Source organism: Terrimonas pollutisoli, assembly GCF_029360765.1.
In the GTDB taxonomy this organism is placed as follows: domain Bacteria; phylum Bacteroidota; class Bacteroidia; order Chitinophagales; family Chitinophagaceae; genus Terrimonas_B; species Terrimonas_B pollutisoli.
Map to the genome: position 1 here is coordinate 1 of NZ_JARKNA010000015.1, position 21,232 is coordinate 21,232.

The following is a 21,232-nucleotide window of genomic DNA, read 5'->3' on the forward strand; positions in this document are numbered from 1 at the left end:
GAGTTTTGCGTGTGGTAACTCAAAATTATCTTTTATTAATGCTCACTTCTTTTTTTATACACCAAACAGCCTATTGCGTTGACCAAATAGTTTTTTTGACATATTAACTAGCAACTTGAGTTAATTACCATTCTCAATAAAACAACCGCGCAGAAAGACCTGTTAGAATCGCTTAATAAAACGATCAAAAAACTCAATAACCAGGTTGATGATCTTTCCAGGCAATTAAAAGATCAACAAGAGGAGAAGCCCGCCAAACCACTGTTTAAAGAAGCAGTTTAAAAACCTGTTCCCGAAACCCCATCGAAAAAAGCGGAGGCGGTTGTGGACGTGAACCCCGTGGCTGAAATTTCAAAAAGCCCCGGAGAAAAACCCTCACTGCCCGAAATCCCGGCCACGAAAGAAAGAATAATTACTGAAGAAGAATCTTCCGCACCAATAAGCGAACAACTTAAGCGTCCGGTTCCACAACCAGCATTGGTCAATAAACAAAACCTGTGGGATAAATGGATGCAGAACAATCCTGATCTTGAAAAATTTATTGGCGAAAACCTGGCGAACAAGATCGGCATCGCCGTATTGGTGTTGGGTATCGCATTCTTTGTAAAATACGCCATTGATAAAAACTGGATCAACGAAGCAGGTCGTGTAGTTATCGGTCTTGCCAGTGGCGGCACATTAATTGGCCTCGCACATTACATCCGAAACAGTTATCGTTCTTTCAGCTCCGTATTAGTAGGCGGTGGGCTAGCGATCTTTTATTTCACGATGGCCTTTGCATTCCATGAGTATCATTTAATGAGCCAGCAGGCGGCTTTCGCTATCATGATCCTCATCACTGCTTTCGCCATCATACTTTCCTTGTTGTACAACCGGCTGGAAGTGGCTATACTGGCAACCATAGGTGGTTTCATTACCCCCTTCCTTGTTAGTACAGGTCATGGTAATTATATAGCGTTATTCACCTATTTGTGTATTTTAAATACCGGCCTGATGGTGCTGGCCTGGTTCAAACGCTGGCCAGCCATTAATTTCGTCGCCTTATTTTTTACTGTTTTTATTTATGGCGGCTGGCTTACAAAAGAGATATTGTCGGGCGATGAAGGGCAATTCCCCTATCGGAATGCCATACTTTTCGCTACTATCTTTTATGTGTTGTTTGTAATAATGAATATCATTAACACCCTGCGGCTAAAAAATTCTTTTAAAGGTTTTGATTTCATCGTGGTATTAAGTGTAAACTTTCTGTATTATACCGCAGGCCTGCTGATCTTACAGTACTGGAATGCCGGTGAATATAAAGGTTTGTTTACATCCGCATTGGGAGTTATCAACCTGGCCCTGGCCTGGCTTTTCTTTCGCAATACTAAAGTGGACAAAAACTTTGTGTATCTGCTTATCGGACTAACGTTGACTTTTATTTCATTAGCTGCTCCTGTTCAATTAAAAGGGAATCATATCACATTGTTCTGGGCTGCGGAAGCTGTTGTTTTGTTCTGGCTGTATCAGCGCTCCCGCATCTCACTGATCAAAATCGCTTCATTAGCTGTCACGCTATTGATGTTTATCAGCCTGTTGATGGATTGGTCACAGGTATATTCTGCATCAAGGGTTCAGATACCTATTATCACGAATAAGGGATTTACTACTGCTATTGTAGCTGCCGCCGCATTGTTAGTTTACTATCTGCTGATGCGAAAAGAAGCAGATTCATTTTATCTCAATAGCCTGACCAATAAATCAGTCCGCACTATTCTTCTTGCAGGCGGTATTCTCCTTGGTTACCTGGCGGGAGTGCTGGAAATATGGTACCAGTTCGGCACAAGAATCCCTAAAACGGAGATCTATGCTGTTTATCTCCAATTGTACTCTTTTGCTTTTGCCATAGCGTTGTTGCTGGTTTTTAAGAAAGCTAACAACCTGCCGCTGCTGCGCTTTGTGCTGACCATACTCTGTTTTGCGTTGTATCTGATTAATCTTAATACCAATTACGAAATACTAAACAATATCCTGGAAACAGGGGACAATAAAGTTCATTTTACCGCTCATTGGATAAGCGCCGTCTTACTGCTTAAACTGCTGTATGATTTGGTTATCTATTTCAGGAAAAATCATACAAGCTGGGTGTCATACGAAAGATCTTTTACCTGGTTGGCCACTATCAGCATCATTTTGCTGCTAAGCGTAGAAACGCATCACATTATTCTGTGGCTCAATTACGCAAAACAAAATGACTGGGCCTATTGGCAAAATCTGTATTTCAAAGCCGGGTTAAGCATTTTGTGGGGTATCTGTTCATTTATCATGATGTGGCTGGGAATGAAATATAAATTCAGGACGCTTCGTATCATTTCATTAACACTGTTCTCTGTAACAATAGTAAAACTATTTTTCTATGACATCAGCAATATCCCGCCCGGTGGTAAGATAGCGGCATTTATCCTGCTCGGAGTGCTGCTGCTTACCGTATCATTTATGTATCAACGCCTGAAAAAAATAATTATTGATGACACACAGGAAACGAAATAATATATGGTTGCTTAGCCTGTTGCTGTCCATTTGCGCACAAGCACAGTTTCGCCATAGTGCTGTATTGGATTCAGTAAAAGAGCCTGGATTTTATGCTATAGCAGTTTCCCCGCAATTAAGCACATATATCAAAACAGATTTGAGCGATATAAGAATTGCGGATCAAAAAGAACAATGGGCGCCACATATTATTCATTACCCAGGTCAAAACCGTGTGACTGAAGTTCTCTATTTTACACTTCCTGTTATTAAAAAGGAGAATGTCAATTCAAAAACGATTTTAATTATCCGTAACCCAGGCAATCCACCCCTTTCCAATCTTTATCTAACGCTAAAAAATACTGCAGCCAGCCGGTTTGCCGCTTTAAGCGGAAGCGATGACAACAAAAACTGGTTTAGCATCGCTGATAGCTTGTTATTAAGCCAACCGGGTATATTCGATGATAACAAAGTCGCTTTGACCATCAGTTTCCCAGCGGTCAGTTATTCCTATTTCCGTTTAACCATTGACAATGGTAAAAATGATCCGTTGAACATATTGGAAGCCCTGAACTATGGAACTGCATTACCTGACAGCGTTAAACACTTTATAGAAAACCCGAAAGCAAGCTTTCAGCAAACAGACAGCGCCGGGTTTTCATTGATACGAATTGATAACGGAAATAATTTTCATTTTAGCAAACTCAATATTCACATTTCATCGCCTAAATATTTTGAACGAAGAGCGAGGCTATATGCATCTCCTGTAACTAACATACAGTCAGCATTACAGACAACGCCTGTCGGCAATTTTCTTCTGTCATCGGGGAATAACGAAGGATATGAAACTCCTTTAATGAGGGATAGTGTTCTTTATTTGTTAGTAGAAAATAATGATAATCCGCCTGTGCAGATTGAAGCCATTAGTACGCTACAACAAAACAAAATGCTCATTGCATGGCTTGAAAAAGGTAAGAATTATCAATTACTGCTTGATAATTTAAATGGCGTTGCCCCTGACTATGATCTTAAACAATTTCAAAATTTAATTCCGGCATCTGTTCAGCGACTGAATATCGGCGATATAAAAGCCATTCCCATCCATTCAGCCATTACCCAAACAAAGGGAAATATTAAATGGTGGATTTGGCCCACCATTCTTGTTGTAATAATATTGCTGAGTTATCTTACATGGTCCCTTACAAGAGATATGAAGAAATTAAAGTAGAAATTGCTTGTAATGGAGGTGGCGACAATAATTCAGGTAATCAAAATATCTTAGCAAAAAGAGTAGGGATGGAAACTTCCGGAAGTATTATCTATAATGTAACGACAAAAGTAGATCATCGTATAGCCAGTCAATGGTTGCAATGGATAAAAGAAGAGCATATCCCCGGCATTATTGCTACCGGTTGCTTCACCCATGCAACCGTCCTGCGCCTGATGGAGGTTGATGAGACGGAAGGACTCACCTATGCAATACAATATCATGCCGTGAGTAAGGCCTTTTATAATCGTTATATACAAAACTTTGCCGGGGAAATGAGAACAAAAGCAACCACTAAGTGGGGTGATGCTTTTATTGCATTTAACTCTGTTTTAGAAGTTGTGAATTGAGTGTGCAAAACATTAATTCTTTGTTTTACACATTCAAAAACTATTGTATATTCCTCTCAAACCCACACCCCGCCTGCCTTTCAGGCGACCTTTTTGAAACCTTTGCTGGTAAAGGATTTCAGCACCATAGGTAAAATTACCGCACAAAAATACGATAGCAAAAATCCTTTAAAATCCTTATCCCGTGCGGGTTCGGGCACTATATTCGATATTGGTAAAAAGAGCAAATATTTTTTTGCTGCTATCAAAAACCGTATAAATTTGCCCCGTTACTAAATCATTAAAAACAAGATTATGAACAAAGCTGAATTGATCGCAAAAATTTCTGACGATGCTGAGATTACAAAAACTCAGGCAAACGCTGCTTTAGATTCTTTTATTGAAGCAGTTACCAAAACTTTGAAAGGTGGTGGTAAAGTTACACTGGTAGGCTTCGGTACTTTTTCCGTATCTAAAAGAGCTGCACGTAACGGTCGCAACCCCCAAACTGGCGCTGTTATCAAAATCAAAGCCCGTAAAGTGGCAAAATTCAAAGCAGGTAAAGAATTGGCTGCAAAAATGTAATCCAACCATTACAGTATTAAAAGCTCCGGAGCTTTACCAGTTCCGGAGCTTTTTTAATTTTTAAACAACATACCTTCGCATTTAAACAAAAAAGATAATTATGGGCAGAGGAGATAAAAAAACCGCAAAAGGAAAACGTTTCAAAGGTTCTTTTGGCAAAACACGTCCGGCGAAAGTTGCGCCAGCAAAAAAAGCAGCCGCTAAAAAGAAAGCGTAAAGAAGGAACAAGATTCAAGATAGAGGTACGAAGCAAAAAATTGTACCTCTTTTTCTTTTGGAATGGTAGACTATCAAGGTGCCAGCCTCGCTGTTTTCCATTCGCCATTTTCCTGCAATGAGTATTCTATCCTGTCATGCAGGCGTGAAGGCCGGCCCTGCCAAAATTCAATAATAACGGGCTTTACCAGGTACCCGCCCCAGTTTGCCGGTCGTTCAATTATATTATTACCGGTTTTCTTTTCAAATTCATCATATCTTTTTTCGAGCCATTCCCTGTTTTCTATCACGGCGCTTTGAGGCGATATGCTGGCTCCCAACTGGCTTGCAACCGGCCTTGAATGAAAATATTCGTCACTTTCGTTTTCGTCTACTTTCTCCACAAGGCCTGTTATTCTTATTTGCCTTTCCAGTTCTTTCCAAAAAAACACCAGGCAGGCTTTGGGATTTTCCAATAGCTGTTTGCCTTTATAGCTATCATAGTTGGTAAAAAATATAAACCCATTTTCCGAATAGCCTTTTAACAACACAATCCTGGCAGACGGAACACCATCTACTGAAGCTGTTGCCAGCGTCATGGCATTTATCTCATCAATATCGGCATCGATAGCTTCCTGCCACCAGGTATCAAACTGGCGGATTGGATTACTATCAATAGAGTCTTCTGTTAATGTTTTTTGCGAGTAGGTCTTCCTGATTCCGGCAATATCCTGTTGCATATGGATCATTTAAGCAGCAAAGTTAACTGCTTTACGAAAGTCGCAAGATAACAAAAGCCCCTGGCGGAGCTTTCTGCAGCATGATTTTAATCAGTAAAAAATTACAGTTCCCTGTTACGCATCAGCTGATCCCTTTCTTCGGATACCATGTTCAGCATACTTTCCAATTCCCCTACCCGGCGCAGCTGGCTTTCCAGCTTTTTATTCGTGTCTGATACGACCTGCAGGTCATTGTTTAGTTCTTCCAGGTAGCTGGCTCTTTTTTGCAATTGTTGTTTCTGAAAGTTTGCCTCTCTCAACTTATCTTCCAGTTCTATCAGTTGGGTGTGCAGCTGCTGGTTTTCCATCGACAGGGTGTTGGTCTTGAACTTCGTCTCCTCAAAATCTTTGCTCATTTTGGAATGCAATTCTTTCAGGTCTTCAAATTCAAGGTTCATCATTTTAGCAGCTGTCAGCTGCGACTCCATCTTCTGAATTTTACCCTGCAGGATATTAAACTCGTGGTAAGTATTGTCGAGCATTGACTTCATTTCAGAGGTCAGTTGCTCCTTTTGCCTTATTTGATTGATTTCTTTTTCCTTTTCGGATAGTTGCGCCCGCATGCTGCCAACCTGCGCTGCCAGCTCTTCATTGCTTTTCAGGATCTCCCGCTGCAACTCCTCCTTCTCTTTTATCACATCAATATTCCCCAATAGCTGGTTGATTTTTTGATTCTGTTCCATCAGGCTATTTTGCGCCTCCCGTAGTTGGTCGAGATAATCGATGCCCACCACTCTTTCTTTTTCTGCGGGTAAAGTAACAGTAACCGGAGTTGCGAGTTTTTGCATGTTGGCCATTTCAATTTCCAGGGCTCGTTTCTCCTTGTGTATCTCCTGCGCTTCGGTTGAATATATCCTGGCGTTTTCTTCTGCTTCTGCCAATTGTTGCCTGAGTTCCGCTAATTCCCTGTCTTTTGCTTCGGTATCATTCAGGTATTTCAGTTTCCACTCATCTTGCAGTGGATTACCTTTTTCCATTTCCCGGGTGGTGGCTTTGAGACTTCTATTACTGGCAATAAAGAAATGTATGGTGATGCCTAAAATGATCGCTCCAAAAAGCAACAACACGATTTCAAGAACAGAAAGGGTAAGAGTGACGGCGGCCAACATACTCTGAAATAAATTAATTCTGGAAACTAAAAAAAATTAACCAGACGCTGGCTAATTGTTTTTCACAAGAGTGGGAAAGATTACACAAGATAATAGCTATCCTGAGAAATAAAAGCCCCGGATGAAAAATGTTTGGAATTTGCCGGGCTATTGGACAAAAATTGCCGTGGGAGCGGCTTAGCCCTTCACCAGGGTACCCACCTTTTCGCCGGTGACCACCCGCCTCAGGTTGCCTTCTTTGTTCATATCGAAAACGATAATCGGCAGGTCATTCTCCATGCAAAGGGTGAAAGCGGTCATATCCATTACCCGCAAATTTTTGCTCAGGCATTCCTGGAAGGTAATGCTGTCATATTTAGTAGCGGAAGAATCTTTTTCCGGATCGGCGGTATAGATACCATCTACCCTGGTGCCTTTCAGGATAACGTCTGCCTTTATTTCAATGGCCCTCAAAGAGCCAGCGGTATCAGTAGTAAAATAAGGATTACCGGTACCTGCCCCGAAAATAACTACACGGCCTTTCTCCACGTGGCGGATAGCCCGGCGTCGGATATAAGGTTCGGCTATTTGCTCCATTTTAATGGCACTTTGTAATCTTGTGTACACGCCTATTTTTTCCAGGCCTGCCTGTAAGGCCATGCCGTTGATTACTGTTGCCAGCATTCCCATATAATCGCCATGTGCCCTTTCAATTCCGGTTTCCGCTTCGTTCATTCCCCGGTAAATATTACCGCCACCGATAACGATTGCCACCTGCACACCCAGTTCTGTTATCTCTTTTATATCCTGCGCATATTGGGAGATCACGGTTGTATCCATTCCAAAATTCTTATCCCCCATCAAAGATTCACCGGACAATTTCAGCAGAATTCGTTTATACTTAGGCAGCATGGATTATATTTTTTGCGCTGCGAAGATAGGGAAACAGGCTTTTTATCGGTCAGGTTTTATTGGTATGGCCAGTCGTTGACTAAAACGGAACATTTGTCGCATGCTGATGCTTTCCTGCCTGCATGGGAATTTATTATTGTAAGCACCGTGAATGTTAATTTTATTGGGCTTCATGGCGCACATAAAACTGGCTTCCATCCTTACGATACATCGAAAACAAATCAGGCATTTCATTTGTCTGGATTACTTCATTTGCATAAAAAGAGTGCTGAACAAAGAATTCGCTTCCGGCCTCCTGGCCCAATGCCAGTGTGAGATAGATTTTAAACTTCAAAGGTGACAACTCTTTTCCATATTGAACAAGCCTCAGTTTTGTAATTATTCCCTCTGCTGATTTTATTTTTTTCTGCGGAACATCCCCCGGCACCGCCATGCTCTTTGAATTTATTTCCTGCAGGCTTACAAGCGATTTACTTAATCCGCTCAGGGGAGGTAAAAAATCAACCCCCTCCGGCAAATCAAAAGAAGCCGAAAAAAAGGATGAACTGGCCGACAGATTTTTATCGACCCGGTAAGTATCTGTTTCAACAGCGCCGGAAACAATCACCCCCTTTTTAAACAGGCTCATCGCCTCTCCGTCATTTATCAACGCCGATTTTTTCCATTTTATATATAACGGCTGGTTTGCCTTATTAAAAACGGCAATAGTTAATAGCCCACCTTCACCACTGAATTTATAGGAGACTTTCAGCGTATCATTTTCCCACAAAAATTCTTTCTTCTCATTTTTTGGAACATCACTGGAATCCAATGTGACATACTGATAGGTAGTACAGGAAGAAAGAGTGGCAATAAAAAGAACAAAAAGTAGAAAATGTTGCATGAAAAATTTTCTGAAAAAATAAATAACAGATGCAATATCTGTTGCCAACTAAAAACCAATTTCAAAAAAATTAACAGTGGGTTTAATGCGTTTTGTACGTTCGTTACCAAAGTGAGAAATTAGCCACGAATCAGGGAGCATAACGGACACAAAGCACGGCACGGAGAACACGACGTATGAATATCCGACATCCTTCGTGTTCGTTGTGTACTCTTAGTGGGCTTTGTGTTACTAAATAATTTTGAAGGCCGCCTCTTGTACTTTAAGCGATCTTTATTGAATTAACTTAGCTATTTCAGGAAGCGGCAATGTATTCGCCATCGCCAGTATTTCAGTATCCGTACAATCATCTACTGTAAAAGTGATCAGAGCACTGCCGAGTGGCACCTGCAGATCATAGTCATATTTGTCCTCGGCACTGCCGGGTCTTCTCTCCAGTCTTGCTTTATAGCCCTGCACTTTCACTGTTTTACTGTTTTCATCTTTCATCATTCCGCCAAGCAATGGTGCATTCAAAATGGAATTCAACATAGCTACCATCGGCGAGTTGCTGATAATAGACAGGTCCGCTTTTTTTGTAAATTTTCCATAGCTGCGGTGGATAGTCGCTCCAACAAAACCGACGTTGGAGGATACATTGTCATCTTTTGTATTCACAGCCAGGGAATCCATTTTTGTTGGTAACAGCTTTAATACTTCTTTCCCGATAATAATATCGATTTCCTGCATCGCCTGCTGCAAAGCAAAATGCGTTTCTTCCAATTTACCGGCATTATAGGCTGATTTGGCTGTAGCCATGTCTTTTGCAAAATCCTGTGCGATACAAGAAGCAGCCAAACAAACACAGGCTAATAATATGCTGAGATGTTTCATTTGTTTATTTTTTATTGTTTTTAGTCAAATGGAATTGATGAGTTCATTAATATTTTATTTTAGCCTCATCGAACTTCGTGTCGCCAATAATTATCATGATTGGAAATAAGCATTGTCATGGCTCATTTCATAATAATTCTTTTGAAGTGGTTAATTATTTTTCGCCAAGCATTTTTTTAATACCGTCAATATCAAATGCATTGGCTGCCGTCATTACTTCCTGTTCATTGGCGAAATTGATGCACTCCCAAACGATGAGTGAGGTTTGACCCATTTGCATCATTAATGTATAACCCTTGCTATCCTCGTATTGAATGATGGCTTTATTTCCTTTTACCTTCACCTGTTTTATATTTTGCTTTTCTGCATTGGCCTCCACCATGCCGGCATTCGCAAAATACATGCTGATAAAAGGCGAGTAAACACTGTTGTTGCCAATGGTGATAGTAAGTTGTTTATCATCCTTCCGGTATACCCGTTGAATAGTCATATTACTCCAACCCCATTGCGTACTCATTACCTTATCCTGCGTAGTATCGGCAGGAACCGATACAACTGTTGCCGGTAATGATTTTAAGACCTGTCGTCCCAATTGAATTTCGACGCCCATTAATGCCTGTTGAAGAGAATAGCGGGCATCACTGTAATTTTTTGCTCCGTGTGCAGTTTCGGCTTCTGCCATCTGTGCCTTCACATCCGGTGGTTCGGTATTTGTCAAACCACCACCACCTTTATTGGTTGGCTTGCCACTGGAGTTGTTGTTGCTGTTGTCGTTTGATGGGGAATCGGAAGGAAGACCGGTTTTCTTTTCTACTTCTTTGTCTACGGACTTATCTACGGCCTTATTTACTTTGTCCTTGAGCTTTTTTAAAAGCCCCTGCGCCGGAACGGAGGACGACAGCGCAAGCCCCGCCACCAGGCAGAGGAGGTATGCTGACTTTTTCATAACAATAGTTTTTGGTTTGAAATGGCATACCAAATGTAGGTAGATATACCTATAGCCCAATACTACTTTTAGGTAAGAAAGCTAAATCTTGCCCGATAATTTTTTCTGTTTATAAAAATCGGAGAACAATCATTTTAATTTGAAGATTTCGGTACCGGCCAATAAAAAACAGCCTAGTCCATAGTCTTCAAAATCAGGTGTCTTATCATAGCCGACCGGCTGGCCATCTTTTGGTTCTTTACCGGTACCCTGTACATAGCCCAACTTACCGTCGGGATGCACCGCTTCTTTCGTCATCGCATTCCAGGCCTTCGTGATAACAGGCAGGTAGGTTTTTTTATCCAGCACGCCGTTATTCATTCCCCATGCCATTCCATATATAAACAAGGAAGTACCACTGACTTCTTTCCCGCCAAAATGATTGGGGTCATGAAGACTCACATTCCAGTAGCCATCTTCCCGCTGAATAGCCGGCAAAGCAGATAACAGGTCTTTAAAATCCTGCAGGTACTCCGCATAATGCGGATCTGATTTTGGCAGCGCTTCCAGCGTTTTGGCCAATGCAGCCACTACCCAACCATTGCCGCGGCTCCAATAGCAATCTTCACCGTTGGGTTCTTTATAGGGTGGGACAAAATCTTTATCCCGCCACCACAGTTTATCGGCGGCATTATACAAACCGTTGCCACCGTGTTTGTGTTTGGTGAAAGCATACATGTCATACATTCTGCTGAAATAGCTGCTGTCATTGTACAGGTTTCCCAATTTCACAAAAACCGGCATGGCCATTTGCAGGGCATCGATCCAGTTCCAGTCATCTACTTTGCTGGTCAACTTCATGGAGTCGATAGAAGCCTTAATATCTCTTACTCTTTCGGGATGCTGCTTATTATCCAGCAAATACATATCGATATAGGTTTGACCGCAGCATTGATTATCAGCATTCCTTGTTTTGACGCCACCACGCAAACCCCATTTGTGTTTCTCACCCCATTGCAAGGCGTAATCATACCAGGCTTTTTGTTTGTCAATAGCATATAAGGCCATCAGCCCTTCATAATACACAGCCCTGGTCCAAATATTGGAGGGTCTTTCAATATTGGTGAAAATAGGTTTGCCGGCATCCGGCCATTTATCCATGAAATACTGGTTGGTCAGCCGGAGTACTTTTACAATTTTCTTTTTTGAAGGCAGTTTTTTCTGCGCATCGGCTTGTAAAAAACATCCGGCAATGATCAGCAACAACGGTATTTTTTTCATAACCAGTTTTTTTATTTGGATTGTTTTGATTTAAAGAAAATATTTTTTCAGCCTGCCAGGCTTTATTTGTTTGAGCGCCGTCATGACAACTTCAGCATTCAGCTCCGCCCCTGCTTTATCGGTATGCGTATGATCAGCCGGAAAAAAACTTTTTACCTTATCGGCTCCCAGCTCTTCATACCGCAACGCCACCCGTTCATTGAGGTCAATGAAAAAAGCTTTTTCCTGTTGCGCTATTTCTTTGGCCCATTTAGCATAGCTGTCTGACGAACGGGTTACTTTACCATCTTGCCAGTTGTCGCGGGGAACAGGCGAACACACAATGGCAATAGCGCCTTTTGCTTTTGCGTCACGGATATATTTTCGCATATACCAGCCATAGGTATATACAGTCTCCTGTTTTTTTAAAATAGGATTATAAATATCTTTCGACTCATCACCAATTCCCCGGATAGTTCCTCTTGCACGGGCGGTGTCATCCAGTGGTCCCGCATCATTGTGACCAAACTGCATGATCACATAGTCACCCTTTTTTAATGCCTGTAAAATTTTGTCCCAACGACCTTCGGTAATAAATGTGCGGCTGCTTCGTCCGCCAATAGCGTTGTTTCGGATACTGATCCGGTTGGTGTCAAAATATCCGGCTATAAAACTTCCCCATCCCCACTGCTGATTTTGGCCGGTGCCATCCCCATTCCTGACTGTTGAATCGCCAATGATATAAATCACAGGTTTCCCGTTCTTCCATACAACGAAGGAAGAAAGAAGCAGCAGGGAAACTGACAACAGAAAAATTCTTAACATCTTAACTTTTTAAAAGAGGTGATAATTAATAATGTGAGGCTATGGTCGTTTCCTGGAAAATTTTATTTCCCTGGACCGGGATATTGACATACAATAAGGGAGGAGACACTATATGATTGGCAAGCATTAAACAGCAATTTTAGAGGCAATGAAATTAGCTATTTCATGTTGCCTGTCCGTCCTGAAGTATCCTGATTGAACTATCCTTAATCCATTCAATCTTTGAGTCTTATTTTTTTTCGTATCGTGTTATCTTGTTTGTTTCTGTCTTATACACTGCTTATACACTCATTTGTGCATAAGTGAATAAATGTTTGGTTTTAGTAATCTCCTAGTTCGGGATTAACCTTTTAGCTTGTACACTGCTTATACACTGTCTTGTGTATAAGCTGCTATCCTAATACCTGCTTTCCTTTTTCAGTAGTTATATATTGCTGATTCGGGCTGGTAGGTATATCCGGTGATGTATAAGCCAGCCAGCCTTTTTCAATCAATGGTACTATATATTTCTGGTAATTTTTAGCATGATTGCTCAAACCTATTTTTTTCAAAATGGCTGCTCTCTTTTTGGGTTTCATACAATACAATAAAACCTGAAGCTCCTTTTCTGTGACTTCTTCGGCACTCACTAAGAATTCAGGATGTATTGGTAATACGGCCAAGAAATAAGTGTAATCATCATCAGTATCAAATATCGGTTTGGGCGAACCATTTTGGTGCATACTATTATAAATAGTCGGAAAACCGGTTGCACGCCCTTCGGTAAGCCTCAACTCTTTTAAAAAATCTCCAACCCTTCGATTGCGGTATTTTCTTGCAACAATTCTTTTTTCTTTTTTAAGTATAGCTCTTGTAACAGGTGGTAATGGGCCGGGAAAACTTAATACTTCTATGCGATCAGGAAAACAATTTATTTCAATAGGACTATCCTGTTCATAGCTCCGGTGATAAAAAGAGTTGGCTACAACTTCCTCTACAGCAGCCAACGGAAAATTGTAAATCCTGTCCACTTCAACCCTTGCAGATATTTTTATTACTTTCTCTTTAATGATATTTGTTTGGATAAATGACAGCACGTTTCTCAACTGCTGATGAACAGGGCCGGTAAATGTCTTTTCGGTGAATACAGTGCCCGACTTGTCCTGATGAAGAACAACATCTGTTTTTACTCCGGGAAAATATTTATCCGGTTTTTCCGAAAAGAATAACAAGCCCACATTCAATGGAAGCAGGGATTCAGATGGCCCGCCGGCTACTCGCATCTGCTGTGCAAGTTCACTTAAGGACATGTGTGCAGCTTCCTTCGCCAAGTCACTCTTTATTTCTTCCAGAAACGATCTTATTAATCCAAAGCTGAGGTCGTCAATCTTTGCATGATGATTGACACGATCATCAAAAGGAATACGTTTTGCCATTTCCAGCAATAATTGCTCTTCCTGGTGATTAGCAATTACAGAGCTTGATCCACGTCGTACATAATACCTGTTCTGACCTTTAGCTCCTAATGTCGTCGGTACTTTGTAAGGGCGGTTATCTCCGCCTGGAACCCATATTGCTAAAATATGTTTACCGTTAAGTATGTAAGGCTGATAAACCGGAGTATAATAAGGTTGTATTTTATGGCCCAGATTCAAAAGTTCTTTTTGAATACCATCAAGACTTGATGCATGTACGCCAACAGGGGGCAATTGGGGCACACCATTTTTTTCTGCCACTCCAATAAAAATGTAACCGCCTCCCCAATTATTAATATCATTTGCAAAAGCACCAATTGTGTGAATTACATCTTCGGGATTCCAGCCTCGCTTGCATTCAATACGTTCCCATTCGACCGTTTGGCCGTTCAATAATTCCTCTATGTTTACAGGGAGGCTCATTTATTCAATCACTTTTTTAATCATGTCTTCGGTTTCTTTTTCCAGTTTTAAAATATCCCTGCGAATTTCGTCAAGGCTGCACAATGGCTTGTATTTATAAAAATACTGGTGAAATTTATTTCATATCCAATTTTGGCTTTGCCATAGTCAATCTTTGCTTCCGATAAATGTGGCAAATGCTTCGGTTTTAAAATATTTCCACATCCTTTTACACCGGGGTTGATGTTTCTCTCCAACCCCACTTATTAAGGTATTTTCTTTTATAGTAAGTGGCTTAACGGGCCTGTTGCCGGTGTTCCCTCACCGGCAACAGAGTAAAATACTTTTTGTTGGCGTAGTTATTTAGAAAATTTTGGTTTTGTCTTGGATTGGATAGTCAGGATCAACCTTTAAATAAAATTCTTTGTCACCTTCAAAGTTTGTGATTCTAATTGCTGACGTCCATTTGTTCTTTGTAAATCTCATTCTGGTCAATTGGTTTGTAAAACCGTTGTTAGCTGAAAAGAAGATGTTTAAATTTACTCCGTTAATTTTGTCAAGTCTAATTGTTGATCCATTCATCCATGCCTTTTTGGGGTCTAGCGTCCCAATATCCAAAACATTTTTATTGATATCAGTCATTGTCATAGGTTCATTGTTGGGTTCATTTAAATCAACAATTCTAGCCTGAATTCTGCTTAATGGATTTTGTCCTTCTACTGCAAAGACAAGATAGCCAACGTCATTAGTTGCATTAATATTCCCAATTTCCATTATGCAATAACTGTTAGCACCGGTTATGTTTTGATATATATTGAGAGAAGCGTCTGCTAATTTTGAATAAAGCTCTGTATTTTCTCTACGAAGTTCATCAATCGTGGTAGATTGTGTTTCAATTTTTTTATTTAATTCATTAGATTGATTTATTAAGTCTTGATTTTGTTTCTTTAAAAAAATTACTTGGGTATTTGTCGTCTCACCAATAGTAACTCCCTTATTTACACCTTCTTCAATTCTTGTTGATTTTTCTGATGATGATTTATTATGTCTCCAAGTTCCAATTGCTCCAATAAGCCCACCTATTATTGCAATGATTGCACCAATTAAAATTAAAGTCATTGGTTTCATTTGTATTAGTTTGAGAATTACGTCCAATGCATAAATTTATACCGTCCACTCAATCAAAGCAAGAAAAAAGCTTTTTGATTTTCAAAGCGATAACATTCTCCATTTTTATTGTTACGGCCTAAATACAACTCGCTATTTATCTTAATGCACTCACCCATTATTTTAATAAAACTCCCAACTCTTCCTTTGTGATCCGTAACACCGTGCCATGCCGGATACCCTTTGGCATTTGTATTTGTTCTGAAATATCGGTCCAGTTTACAAGATCTACGCCGGGGTTGGTGTTTCTCACCAACCCCACTTATTAAGGTATTCCCTTTTGTAGTAAGTGGCTTAACGGGCCTGTTGTTGGTGGGAAACCTGGTAAGGGTATAGAATCGCCTGTCGACTACTGTTTTCCTTCCTTAAGCAAGCTATTTTTTAAAAAAACTAAATACTATATAAGCGGCAATTGCAAAAAGAACAAAGCAAATAATGTCTTGACCTGCTATGCAAACAATACTTGTCAATATAAGTAATCCAAAGAATACAACTCTTAATATATTATTTCCTATTTTATTTCTTACTATTAAAAAGACAATGCCAAGAATAATACAAACTACTGCAAAAAGAGGCTTAAATAATAACTCTTCAAGTCGCTTAAAATCACCAGATGAGTCAAATGTAAAATCTAAACTACCTCCAACCGATCTTGCAGTTAATATTGAAATAAGTCCTATTACCAATAGAGTTATGCCGATTGCAATAAATTTGCCCTTAGGCCTAACCTTTTCTTCTAAATATTTAAATGTCTTATTATAATCTTCAGGGTTTTCACCCTGTTGAATTACAAATTCTTTAATCTCTGTGGGTGAAAAGCCCAAGTCTATTTGCTTTTGAATTTCTTTAACAATGTATGGATTTGTCATTTTATTTGATTTGTGAGGTTTGTTTGGAGTTAAAAAACAGCGGCAACACATAAATTTATGTCGTCCACTCTATCAAAGCAAGAAAACACATTTTGATTTTCAAATCATGCCCTCACATCTCACATTGTTCCAGGGTGTCTTTACCTGATTATTTCAATAAAACCTTCAACTCCTCTTTGCTGATCCGTAACACCGTTCCATGCCGGATGCCTTGTGGCATTTGTATTTGTTCTGAAATATCGGTCCAGTTGACAAGATCTTTGGAAGCAACGGCACCATATTTATGATCCATGTATTTATCAAAATAAACGATCCACTGGTCATTGATGCGTACAGCCGTCGGTCCCTCAGCCCAATAATTACCAGTGATGGGTGCAGCAGGTTTGTCATAACCCCCGGTTAGTTTGGAGCTCGTGGCGATACGGATATTTTTTTGTGGCGGATATCTTGTTTCATCTTTCAGGAACATCACAAACTTTTTTCCCACCGGCACAATGCTCGCATCAATTACATTAAAACCCTGGTCGTATAGCAATTTTGTTTTACTGAAACGCCTGAAATCTTTCGTAGTTACATAGTAGAGCCGGTGGTTGTATTTGTCATCTCCTGCTGTATCACCCGCTGCAAAACGGCCGGGTATAGTCGTGGCCCAATAGATCATGTATTGCTTTTTCTTTGCATCATAAGTGATCTCTGGCGCCCAGCAGTTTCTCGCCGAATCTTCCTGTGCCATTACCGGTATAAACTGCTGCTCACTCCAGCGGATGAGATCCGGCGACGAAGCATAACCGATTCCTTTATCATTCCAGCTTACCGTCCATACCATGTGAAATAATCCATCCGCCCCACGGATGATGCAGGGGTCACGCATCAGTTTATCGTTTGCTACCGTGGGTTTTAAAAATGAGCTGTCATTTTTCAGCGCTGTCCATTTCAATCCATCATAACTATATGCCAGGTGCAAGCCATCTTCGCCATTGTTTTTGAAATAAGAAAACAAATAGACATCGTCAGGCTGCTGCGCCATTGCCTGCATTGAAAGCATTGTAATAAATCCAAAAAGCCATTTCATCATATATACATTTACTGAAGTTTTCCGATCTCGTCCCATACCCGCCGCACAACGGGGATTCCCCGGACTTTATTTTTTTCTCTTGTTTGCAGTACTCTTTCGCCCGGATAACTGATGAACGTCCTGCTATCCTGCGGCAATGATTGTTTGTAGTCGTCAAGAATGTTTTTGATCAGGCCTGGAATAGCCGAATGATCGGGCAATACCGAAATATTAATGGTCACAAATACCTGCGATAATCCATACTCAACTTCCCGCTGGCTCACAGCATGTGTTGCTGAACCGCCTGAAAGAATGGTAGCCAATATGTCCAACAGCAATGATAATCCTGCGCCTTTCCAATAACCTACCGGTACCGGCCGCCTCGATTCAAGTATAGCCGCCGGATCATTGGTAATATTTCCGTTTTTATCAAAGCCGCCATACACCGTTAATTTTTCGTTCTTCATCGCTGACAGCTCCATGGCGCCAAATGAATATTGCGACATCGCCATGTCCAACACGATCGCTTCACCTTCGTAAGGTATTGCTATCACCAGTGGATTATTGCCCAGCCTTGCATCCATGGCGCCCCACGCCGGCATATTGGCAATGGTATTGGTCCAGCCAATAAATACATATCCTGCCTTCGCTGCCTGCCAACCGTAGGTTCCGCCACGCATCCAGTGATTGGTATTAGCCAACGATACACAACCAATACCATTTTCATCAGCCAGTTTCATTGATTGCTGGGTCGCAAATATGGCATTCGTGATACCGGGCGCCAGGTTACCATCCCATTGCTCAATGCTCCCAAACTTATGCCTGCATTGCGGACCGGCATCTTTTTTCACAAAGCCCTTTTGCACATATTCGATAAACCGGGCAAACCGATTTACCCCATGTGTATACACCCCGTCTATACTATTGCTTGTAAACACCGCTGCAATTTCACGAGCCCTGCCGGGCTCAAACTTATTTTTCAACAATATTTTTTCGAAGCAAGCCTGCATGGCTTCTGCCTGCACCATGATAATATTGGATGAATCACTCATACAAGGATTTGAGTAGGAAAGATAAATTATTGCTGCAAGGTAACAGCCATCAATCCAATTACCACACGGACTTCCCTTTCAATGCCCAGCCAAAGTTTTTCCTCCCGGCAAAAAGAAAATTGCCAGGCGATGATAAATGAGATGAGGAGTAAAATGGTTTTCATTTTTTATGATACAAGCTGTTGTACTACTATCAACTTCTGTTGCGTCGCACTTTTCATCGTTCTGGGCCTCACCCTCCTCCTCCCTCTCCGGGTGGAGAGGGAGCGGTGCTGTATTGCAAATCCAAACGATATAACTACCACATCGCCCTCATAACTCTGCTCAGCATTTTCGAAGTTGCCGACTAATATCAGCTTTTCCGAAATACAAGGGCTGTGTGGTGATGGCCTCCTCCTTGGGGGAGATCGGGAGGAGGCCCACTACTCAGCATTTTCGGAGTTGCCGACTAATATCAGCATTTTCGAAAAGCAAGGGCTGTGCGTTGTTCCTCTCCTTTGGAGAGGTTAGGTGAGGTTCTGCTCAGCATTTTCGAAGACTCCATTCCTTTTTGAAATCGTCGAAAAGCAAGGGCTGTACTTTGAAAGCCCCTCCTTCGGAGGTAACCGAGCAAAGCGAAGGTTACGAACGAAGTTCAGGGGAGGCCGGTTTTAAAACATTTTCCTTAAGCCTTCCCATCTCACCTTCCATGTCTTTGGAAAGCCGGTATTGATTTCTTTATCTGCATCTGCACCTGTACACATCAATGCTACTGCACTTAACACGCCACCATTTCCGGGCAGGTAAATCGTTAAGCGATCATCCTGGTAATTATGCCCGTTGATTAAATAAGTATTGGTACGTACCGGCATCAGTAAAGCATTCACCGCTTCTTCAGGCATATGTAACCGTGCAGCGGTCATGGCCATCAGCGGGTAATCCCATCCCCATGTTTCGTTCCAGTTCCATTTTTGCAATACGGTGTGATAAGTATTTTTCATCGCTACTGTATCCAAATCATTCGCTGCAGGAATGGTACTGTAAGCGCCCAGCACAGCCGGATGATCCGTTAAATATTTTGATCCTGTTTCATAACAATCGGGTGTACTTTCTGCCGCGAGATAAACACCATTGGCCTGCGGGAGCGGTGCTAGATTTTTGATGATCTCATCCCATCTCTTTTCTCTTGGCAAACCTGCACGTATTCTCCATTGTTGCGCCACTTCCAGTGCCCAACTCCAGTACGACAATTCATAGGTTGGATTGAAGGTGCTTACTGCATCAAAACATTCCTGTGCAGGAATCAATCCTTTACCAAGATTGTATTTTTTTGTTTGCTGATTATAGGTTGGAAACGATGCCATGAAATCAGCCGTGGCAAACAACAGATCTTTGTATTTATTGACTGTTTCTTTCGTTGGTTTACTCCGGTACAGCAACTCTGCCATGTAAATAAAATGCGGTTGTTGCCAGATGAGGAAAGCACCTACAGATGAAGGTGCTTCATCGCCATTATTATCGGTCATCTTCTGCCAGCGTAATCCATCAAAGCCTTGTCGCTTTGCAATCAGCTTTGCTTTTTCAGCAACAGTAAAATACCAGTCGAGACTTTTTTCCATCAGCTCCGTCCGGCCCCATTGCGCAAAATGCACGGCATGCCACCAGTGCATTTCCAAATGTGGTTTACCGTACCAGCTGTTATACGTTAAGCCTGTTTCCTGCGGTGGATATGCTGAAGCGCAATTCACTCGGGTAAGGTATTGCGACAGTACCACTCTTCTTTCCATTTCAAATGCACGTTGATCTTTGACTCCTGAAAAATCAACTGCTCCACCGCTAAGCCAGAATTTTTTCCATGCTTCACTGCCGACTTTGCTCACAGCTTTAAAACCTGTGAGCACAGAAAGCTCTTTTTTTCCTTCAAACAAACAAGTCAGTTCATAACTGACATCTTTTATATTTTCCGGTGTGATCAAAAAAAAATGTTTGCTTTTTTCTTTGAACAAAGATTTGTCCGACCAATAAAGACTTGTCTTGTATTTGAAATCATCCAGTGTCCTTTCAATGAAAACACTGTTATGTCCTGGTTTTGCTACAGAAGAATGTGCTTTTTCTTTCATCCAGTAATTACCCACATCTTTGAACTGGCCGTTTGGATAAGGAAACTTTACCCTGATGCTGATTCGTTTCTCTTTCAGCAACGGCGATTCAATTTTGAATGTCACCGCATCTTCGTGTGGACTACAAACAGTTTTAACTTCCACCGGCATATCTTCAACTGTAAAGGAACTGCTGATGATACCTGTCCACAAATCCAGTTGCTGATTGATGTTTTGAATATCTTTTGCTGTTGCAACTGACCCATCTTTTTTGACAATCTCCATTCCAATATTACCCAATTGCAAACGGTGCGGATTGATACGAAAATAATCAACTGCTTTTCTGCTGCGTTCAGGTTCTTTCACCTGTACAGTGTAAGAAATCTTTTTCCCTTCCAGGTCGTACACCTTCTGCGCTTCTTCAATTTTTAAGTTCTCAGTATTTGGGAAACTATGCCATCCCCAAACGGATTGTGTGCCCAGCGGAACACCGTTAGCATAGGCATCCGGAAAGCTTTGCATACCTGTTGCATCGACAGTAAAAGCGAAGTTGCCATTGCCCACAGTGAGTGAAGAAAGCGAATCGATCTTATTCACTTTTACATTATGACGTTTCACCACTACCTCACGGTTGATGGGTTGTGATTGAACCACAAAGGCACAGGGACACAAAGCTGTAATAAGGAGAAAAGAAGCTTTAAAATACATTCATTAAAGTGTTATAAGG

21 protein-coding genes are annotated in these 21,232 nt (G+C 41.2%); 5 read left to right on the forward strand and 16 right to left on the reverse strand.

From position 1 onward, the window contains the following. The first annotated feature begins 324 nt into the window (after window positions 1-324). From P2W73_RS19450 to P2W73_RS19470, 5 genes are all read left to right on the forward strand, one after another. Window positions 325-2,529 carry a DUF2339 domain-containing protein gene (locus P2W73_RS19450; protein ID WP_276503764.1) on the forward strand — a complete coding sequence of 735 codons (2,205 nt, stop codon included), beginning with the start codon at window positions 325-327 and terminating at the stop codon, window positions 2,527-2,529. Beyond that, window positions 2,507-3,736: a hypothetical protein gene (locus P2W73_RS19455; protein WP_276503765.1), complete on the forward strand. Its 1,230-nt coding sequence runs from the start codon at window positions 2,507-2,509 to the stop codon at window positions 3,734-3,736. Before P2W73_RS19450 ends, P2W73_RS19455 begins: the two co-directional genes overlap by 23 nt. Beyond that, a complete protein-coding gene (locus P2W73_RS19460) occupies window positions 3,700-4,125 on the forward strand; it encodes a DUF4286 family protein (RefSeq protein WP_276503766.1) in 426 nt (141 codons plus the stop codon). The genes P2W73_RS19455 and P2W73_RS19460 overlap by 37 nt, the downstream gene beginning before the upstream one ends. Window positions 4,126-4,419: 294 nt before the next feature. Further along, window positions 4,420-4,689, forward strand: a complete 270-nt coding sequence (locus P2W73_RS19465; protein WP_276503767.1) for an HU family DNA-binding protein — start codon at window positions 4,420-4,422, stop codon at window positions 4,687-4,689. Between the two features lie 100 nt (window positions 4,690-4,789). Further along, window positions 4,790-4,906 carry a 30S ribosomal protein THX gene (locus P2W73_RS19470; protein WP_276503768.1) on the forward strand — a complete coding sequence of 39 codons (117 nt, stop codon included), beginning with the start codon at window positions 4,790-4,792 and terminating at the stop codon, window positions 4,904-4,906. Window positions 4,907-4,979: 73 nt separating this feature from the next. On the opposite strand, the gene pdxH is transcribed toward P2W73_RS19470, so the two are convergent. From pdxH to P2W73_RS19550, 16 genes are all read right to left on the reverse strand, one after another. Beyond that, entirely contained in the window at window positions 4,980-5,624 is a 645-nt protein-coding gene (gene pdxH, locus P2W73_RS19475) for a pyridoxamine 5'-phosphate oxidase (RefSeq protein WP_276503769.1), read from the reverse strand. A 101-nt stretch (window positions 5,625-5,725) separates the two neighbouring features. Then, window positions 5,726-6,772 carry a coiled-coil domain-containing protein gene (locus tag P2W73_RS19480; RefSeq protein ID WP_276503770.1) on the reverse strand — a complete coding sequence of 349 codons (1,047 nt, stop codon included), beginning with the start codon at window positions 6,770-6,772 and terminating at the stop codon, window positions 5,726-5,728. A gap of 177 nt (window positions 6,773-6,949) precedes the next feature. Further along, window positions 6,950-7,663: a UMP kinase gene (gene pyrH, locus P2W73_RS19485; RefSeq protein ID WP_276503771.1), complete on the reverse strand. Its 714-nt coding sequence runs from the start codon at window positions 7,661-7,663 to the stop codon at window positions 6,950-6,952. Between the two features lie 160 nt (window positions 7,664-7,823). Then, window positions 7,824-8,546: a hypothetical protein gene (locus tag P2W73_RS19490; protein WP_276503772.1), complete on the reverse strand. Its 723-nt coding sequence runs from the start codon at window positions 8,544-8,546 to the stop codon at window positions 7,824-7,826. A 273-nt stretch (window positions 8,547-8,819) separates the two neighbouring features. Beyond that, window positions 8,820-9,419, reverse strand: a complete 600-nt coding sequence (locus tag P2W73_RS19495) for a hypothetical protein (RefSeq protein ID WP_276503773.1) — start codon at window positions 9,417-9,419, stop codon at window positions 8,820-8,822. A 154-nt stretch (window positions 9,420-9,573) separates the two neighbouring features. After that, the gene (locus P2W73_RS19500) at window positions 9,574-10,365 is read right to left on the reverse strand and encodes a hypothetical protein (protein WP_276503774.1); all 792 of its coding nucleotides are present in this window, start codon (window positions 10,363-10,365) and stop codon (window positions 9,574-9,576) included. A gap of 129 nt (window positions 10,366-10,494) precedes the next feature. Beyond that, a complete protein-coding gene (locus P2W73_RS19505) occupies window positions 10,495-11,625 on the reverse strand; it encodes a glycoside hydrolase family 88/105 protein (protein WP_276503775.1) in 1,131 nt (376 codons plus the stop codon). A gap of 30 nt (window positions 11,626-11,655) precedes the next feature. Next, a complete protein-coding gene (locus P2W73_RS19510; RefSeq protein ID WP_276503776.1) occupies window positions 11,656-12,429 on the reverse strand; it encodes a rhamnogalacturonan acetylesterase in 774 nt (257 codons plus the stop codon). 392 nt (window positions 12,430-12,821) lie between these two features. Next, the gene (locus tag P2W73_RS19515) at window positions 12,822-14,306 is read right to left on the reverse strand and encodes an RNA-binding domain-containing protein (RefSeq protein WP_276503777.1); all 1,485 of its coding nucleotides are present in this window, start codon (window positions 14,304-14,306) and stop codon (window positions 12,822-12,824) included. Window positions 14,307-14,648: 342 nt separating this feature from the next. Beyond that, entirely contained in the window at window positions 14,649-15,413 is a 765-nt protein-coding gene (locus tag P2W73_RS19520) for a hypothetical protein (protein ID WP_276503778.1), read from the reverse strand. 157 nt (window positions 15,414-15,570) lie between these two features. Then, window positions 15,571-15,705, reverse strand: a complete 135-nt coding sequence (locus P2W73_RS19525) for a hypothetical protein (protein ID WP_276503779.1) — start codon at window positions 15,703-15,705, stop codon at window positions 15,571-15,573. Between the two features lie 121 nt (window positions 15,706-15,826). Then, complete coding sequence (locus P2W73_RS19530; RefSeq protein WP_276503780.1) at window positions 15,827-16,321, reverse strand: hypothetical protein; 495 nt, start codon at window positions 16,319-16,321, stop codon at window positions 15,827-15,829. A 148-nt stretch (window positions 16,322-16,469) separates the two neighbouring features. Continuing rightward, window positions 16,470-17,396, reverse strand: a complete 927-nt coding sequence (locus P2W73_RS19535; protein WP_276503781.1) for a glycoside hydrolase family 43 protein — start codon at window positions 17,394-17,396, stop codon at window positions 16,470-16,472. Between the two features lie 8 nt (window positions 17,397-17,404). Continuing rightward, a complete protein-coding gene (gene yiaK, locus P2W73_RS19540) occupies window positions 17,405-18,427 on the reverse strand; it encodes a 3-dehydro-L-gulonate 2-dehydrogenase (protein WP_276503782.1) in 1,023 nt (340 codons plus the stop codon). A 26-nt stretch (window positions 18,428-18,453) separates the two neighbouring features. Then, complete coding sequence (locus P2W73_RS19545; RefSeq protein WP_276503783.1) at window positions 18,454-18,591, reverse strand: hypothetical protein; 138 nt, start codon at window positions 18,589-18,591, stop codon at window positions 18,454-18,456. 486 nt (window positions 18,592-19,077) lie between these two features. Then, window positions 19,078-21,213 carry a hypothetical protein gene (locus P2W73_RS19550; RefSeq protein WP_276503784.1) on the reverse strand — a complete coding sequence of 712 codons (2,136 nt, stop codon included), beginning with the start codon at window positions 21,211-21,213 and terminating at the stop codon, window positions 19,078-19,080. Window positions 21,214-21,232 lie beyond the last annotated feature (19 nt).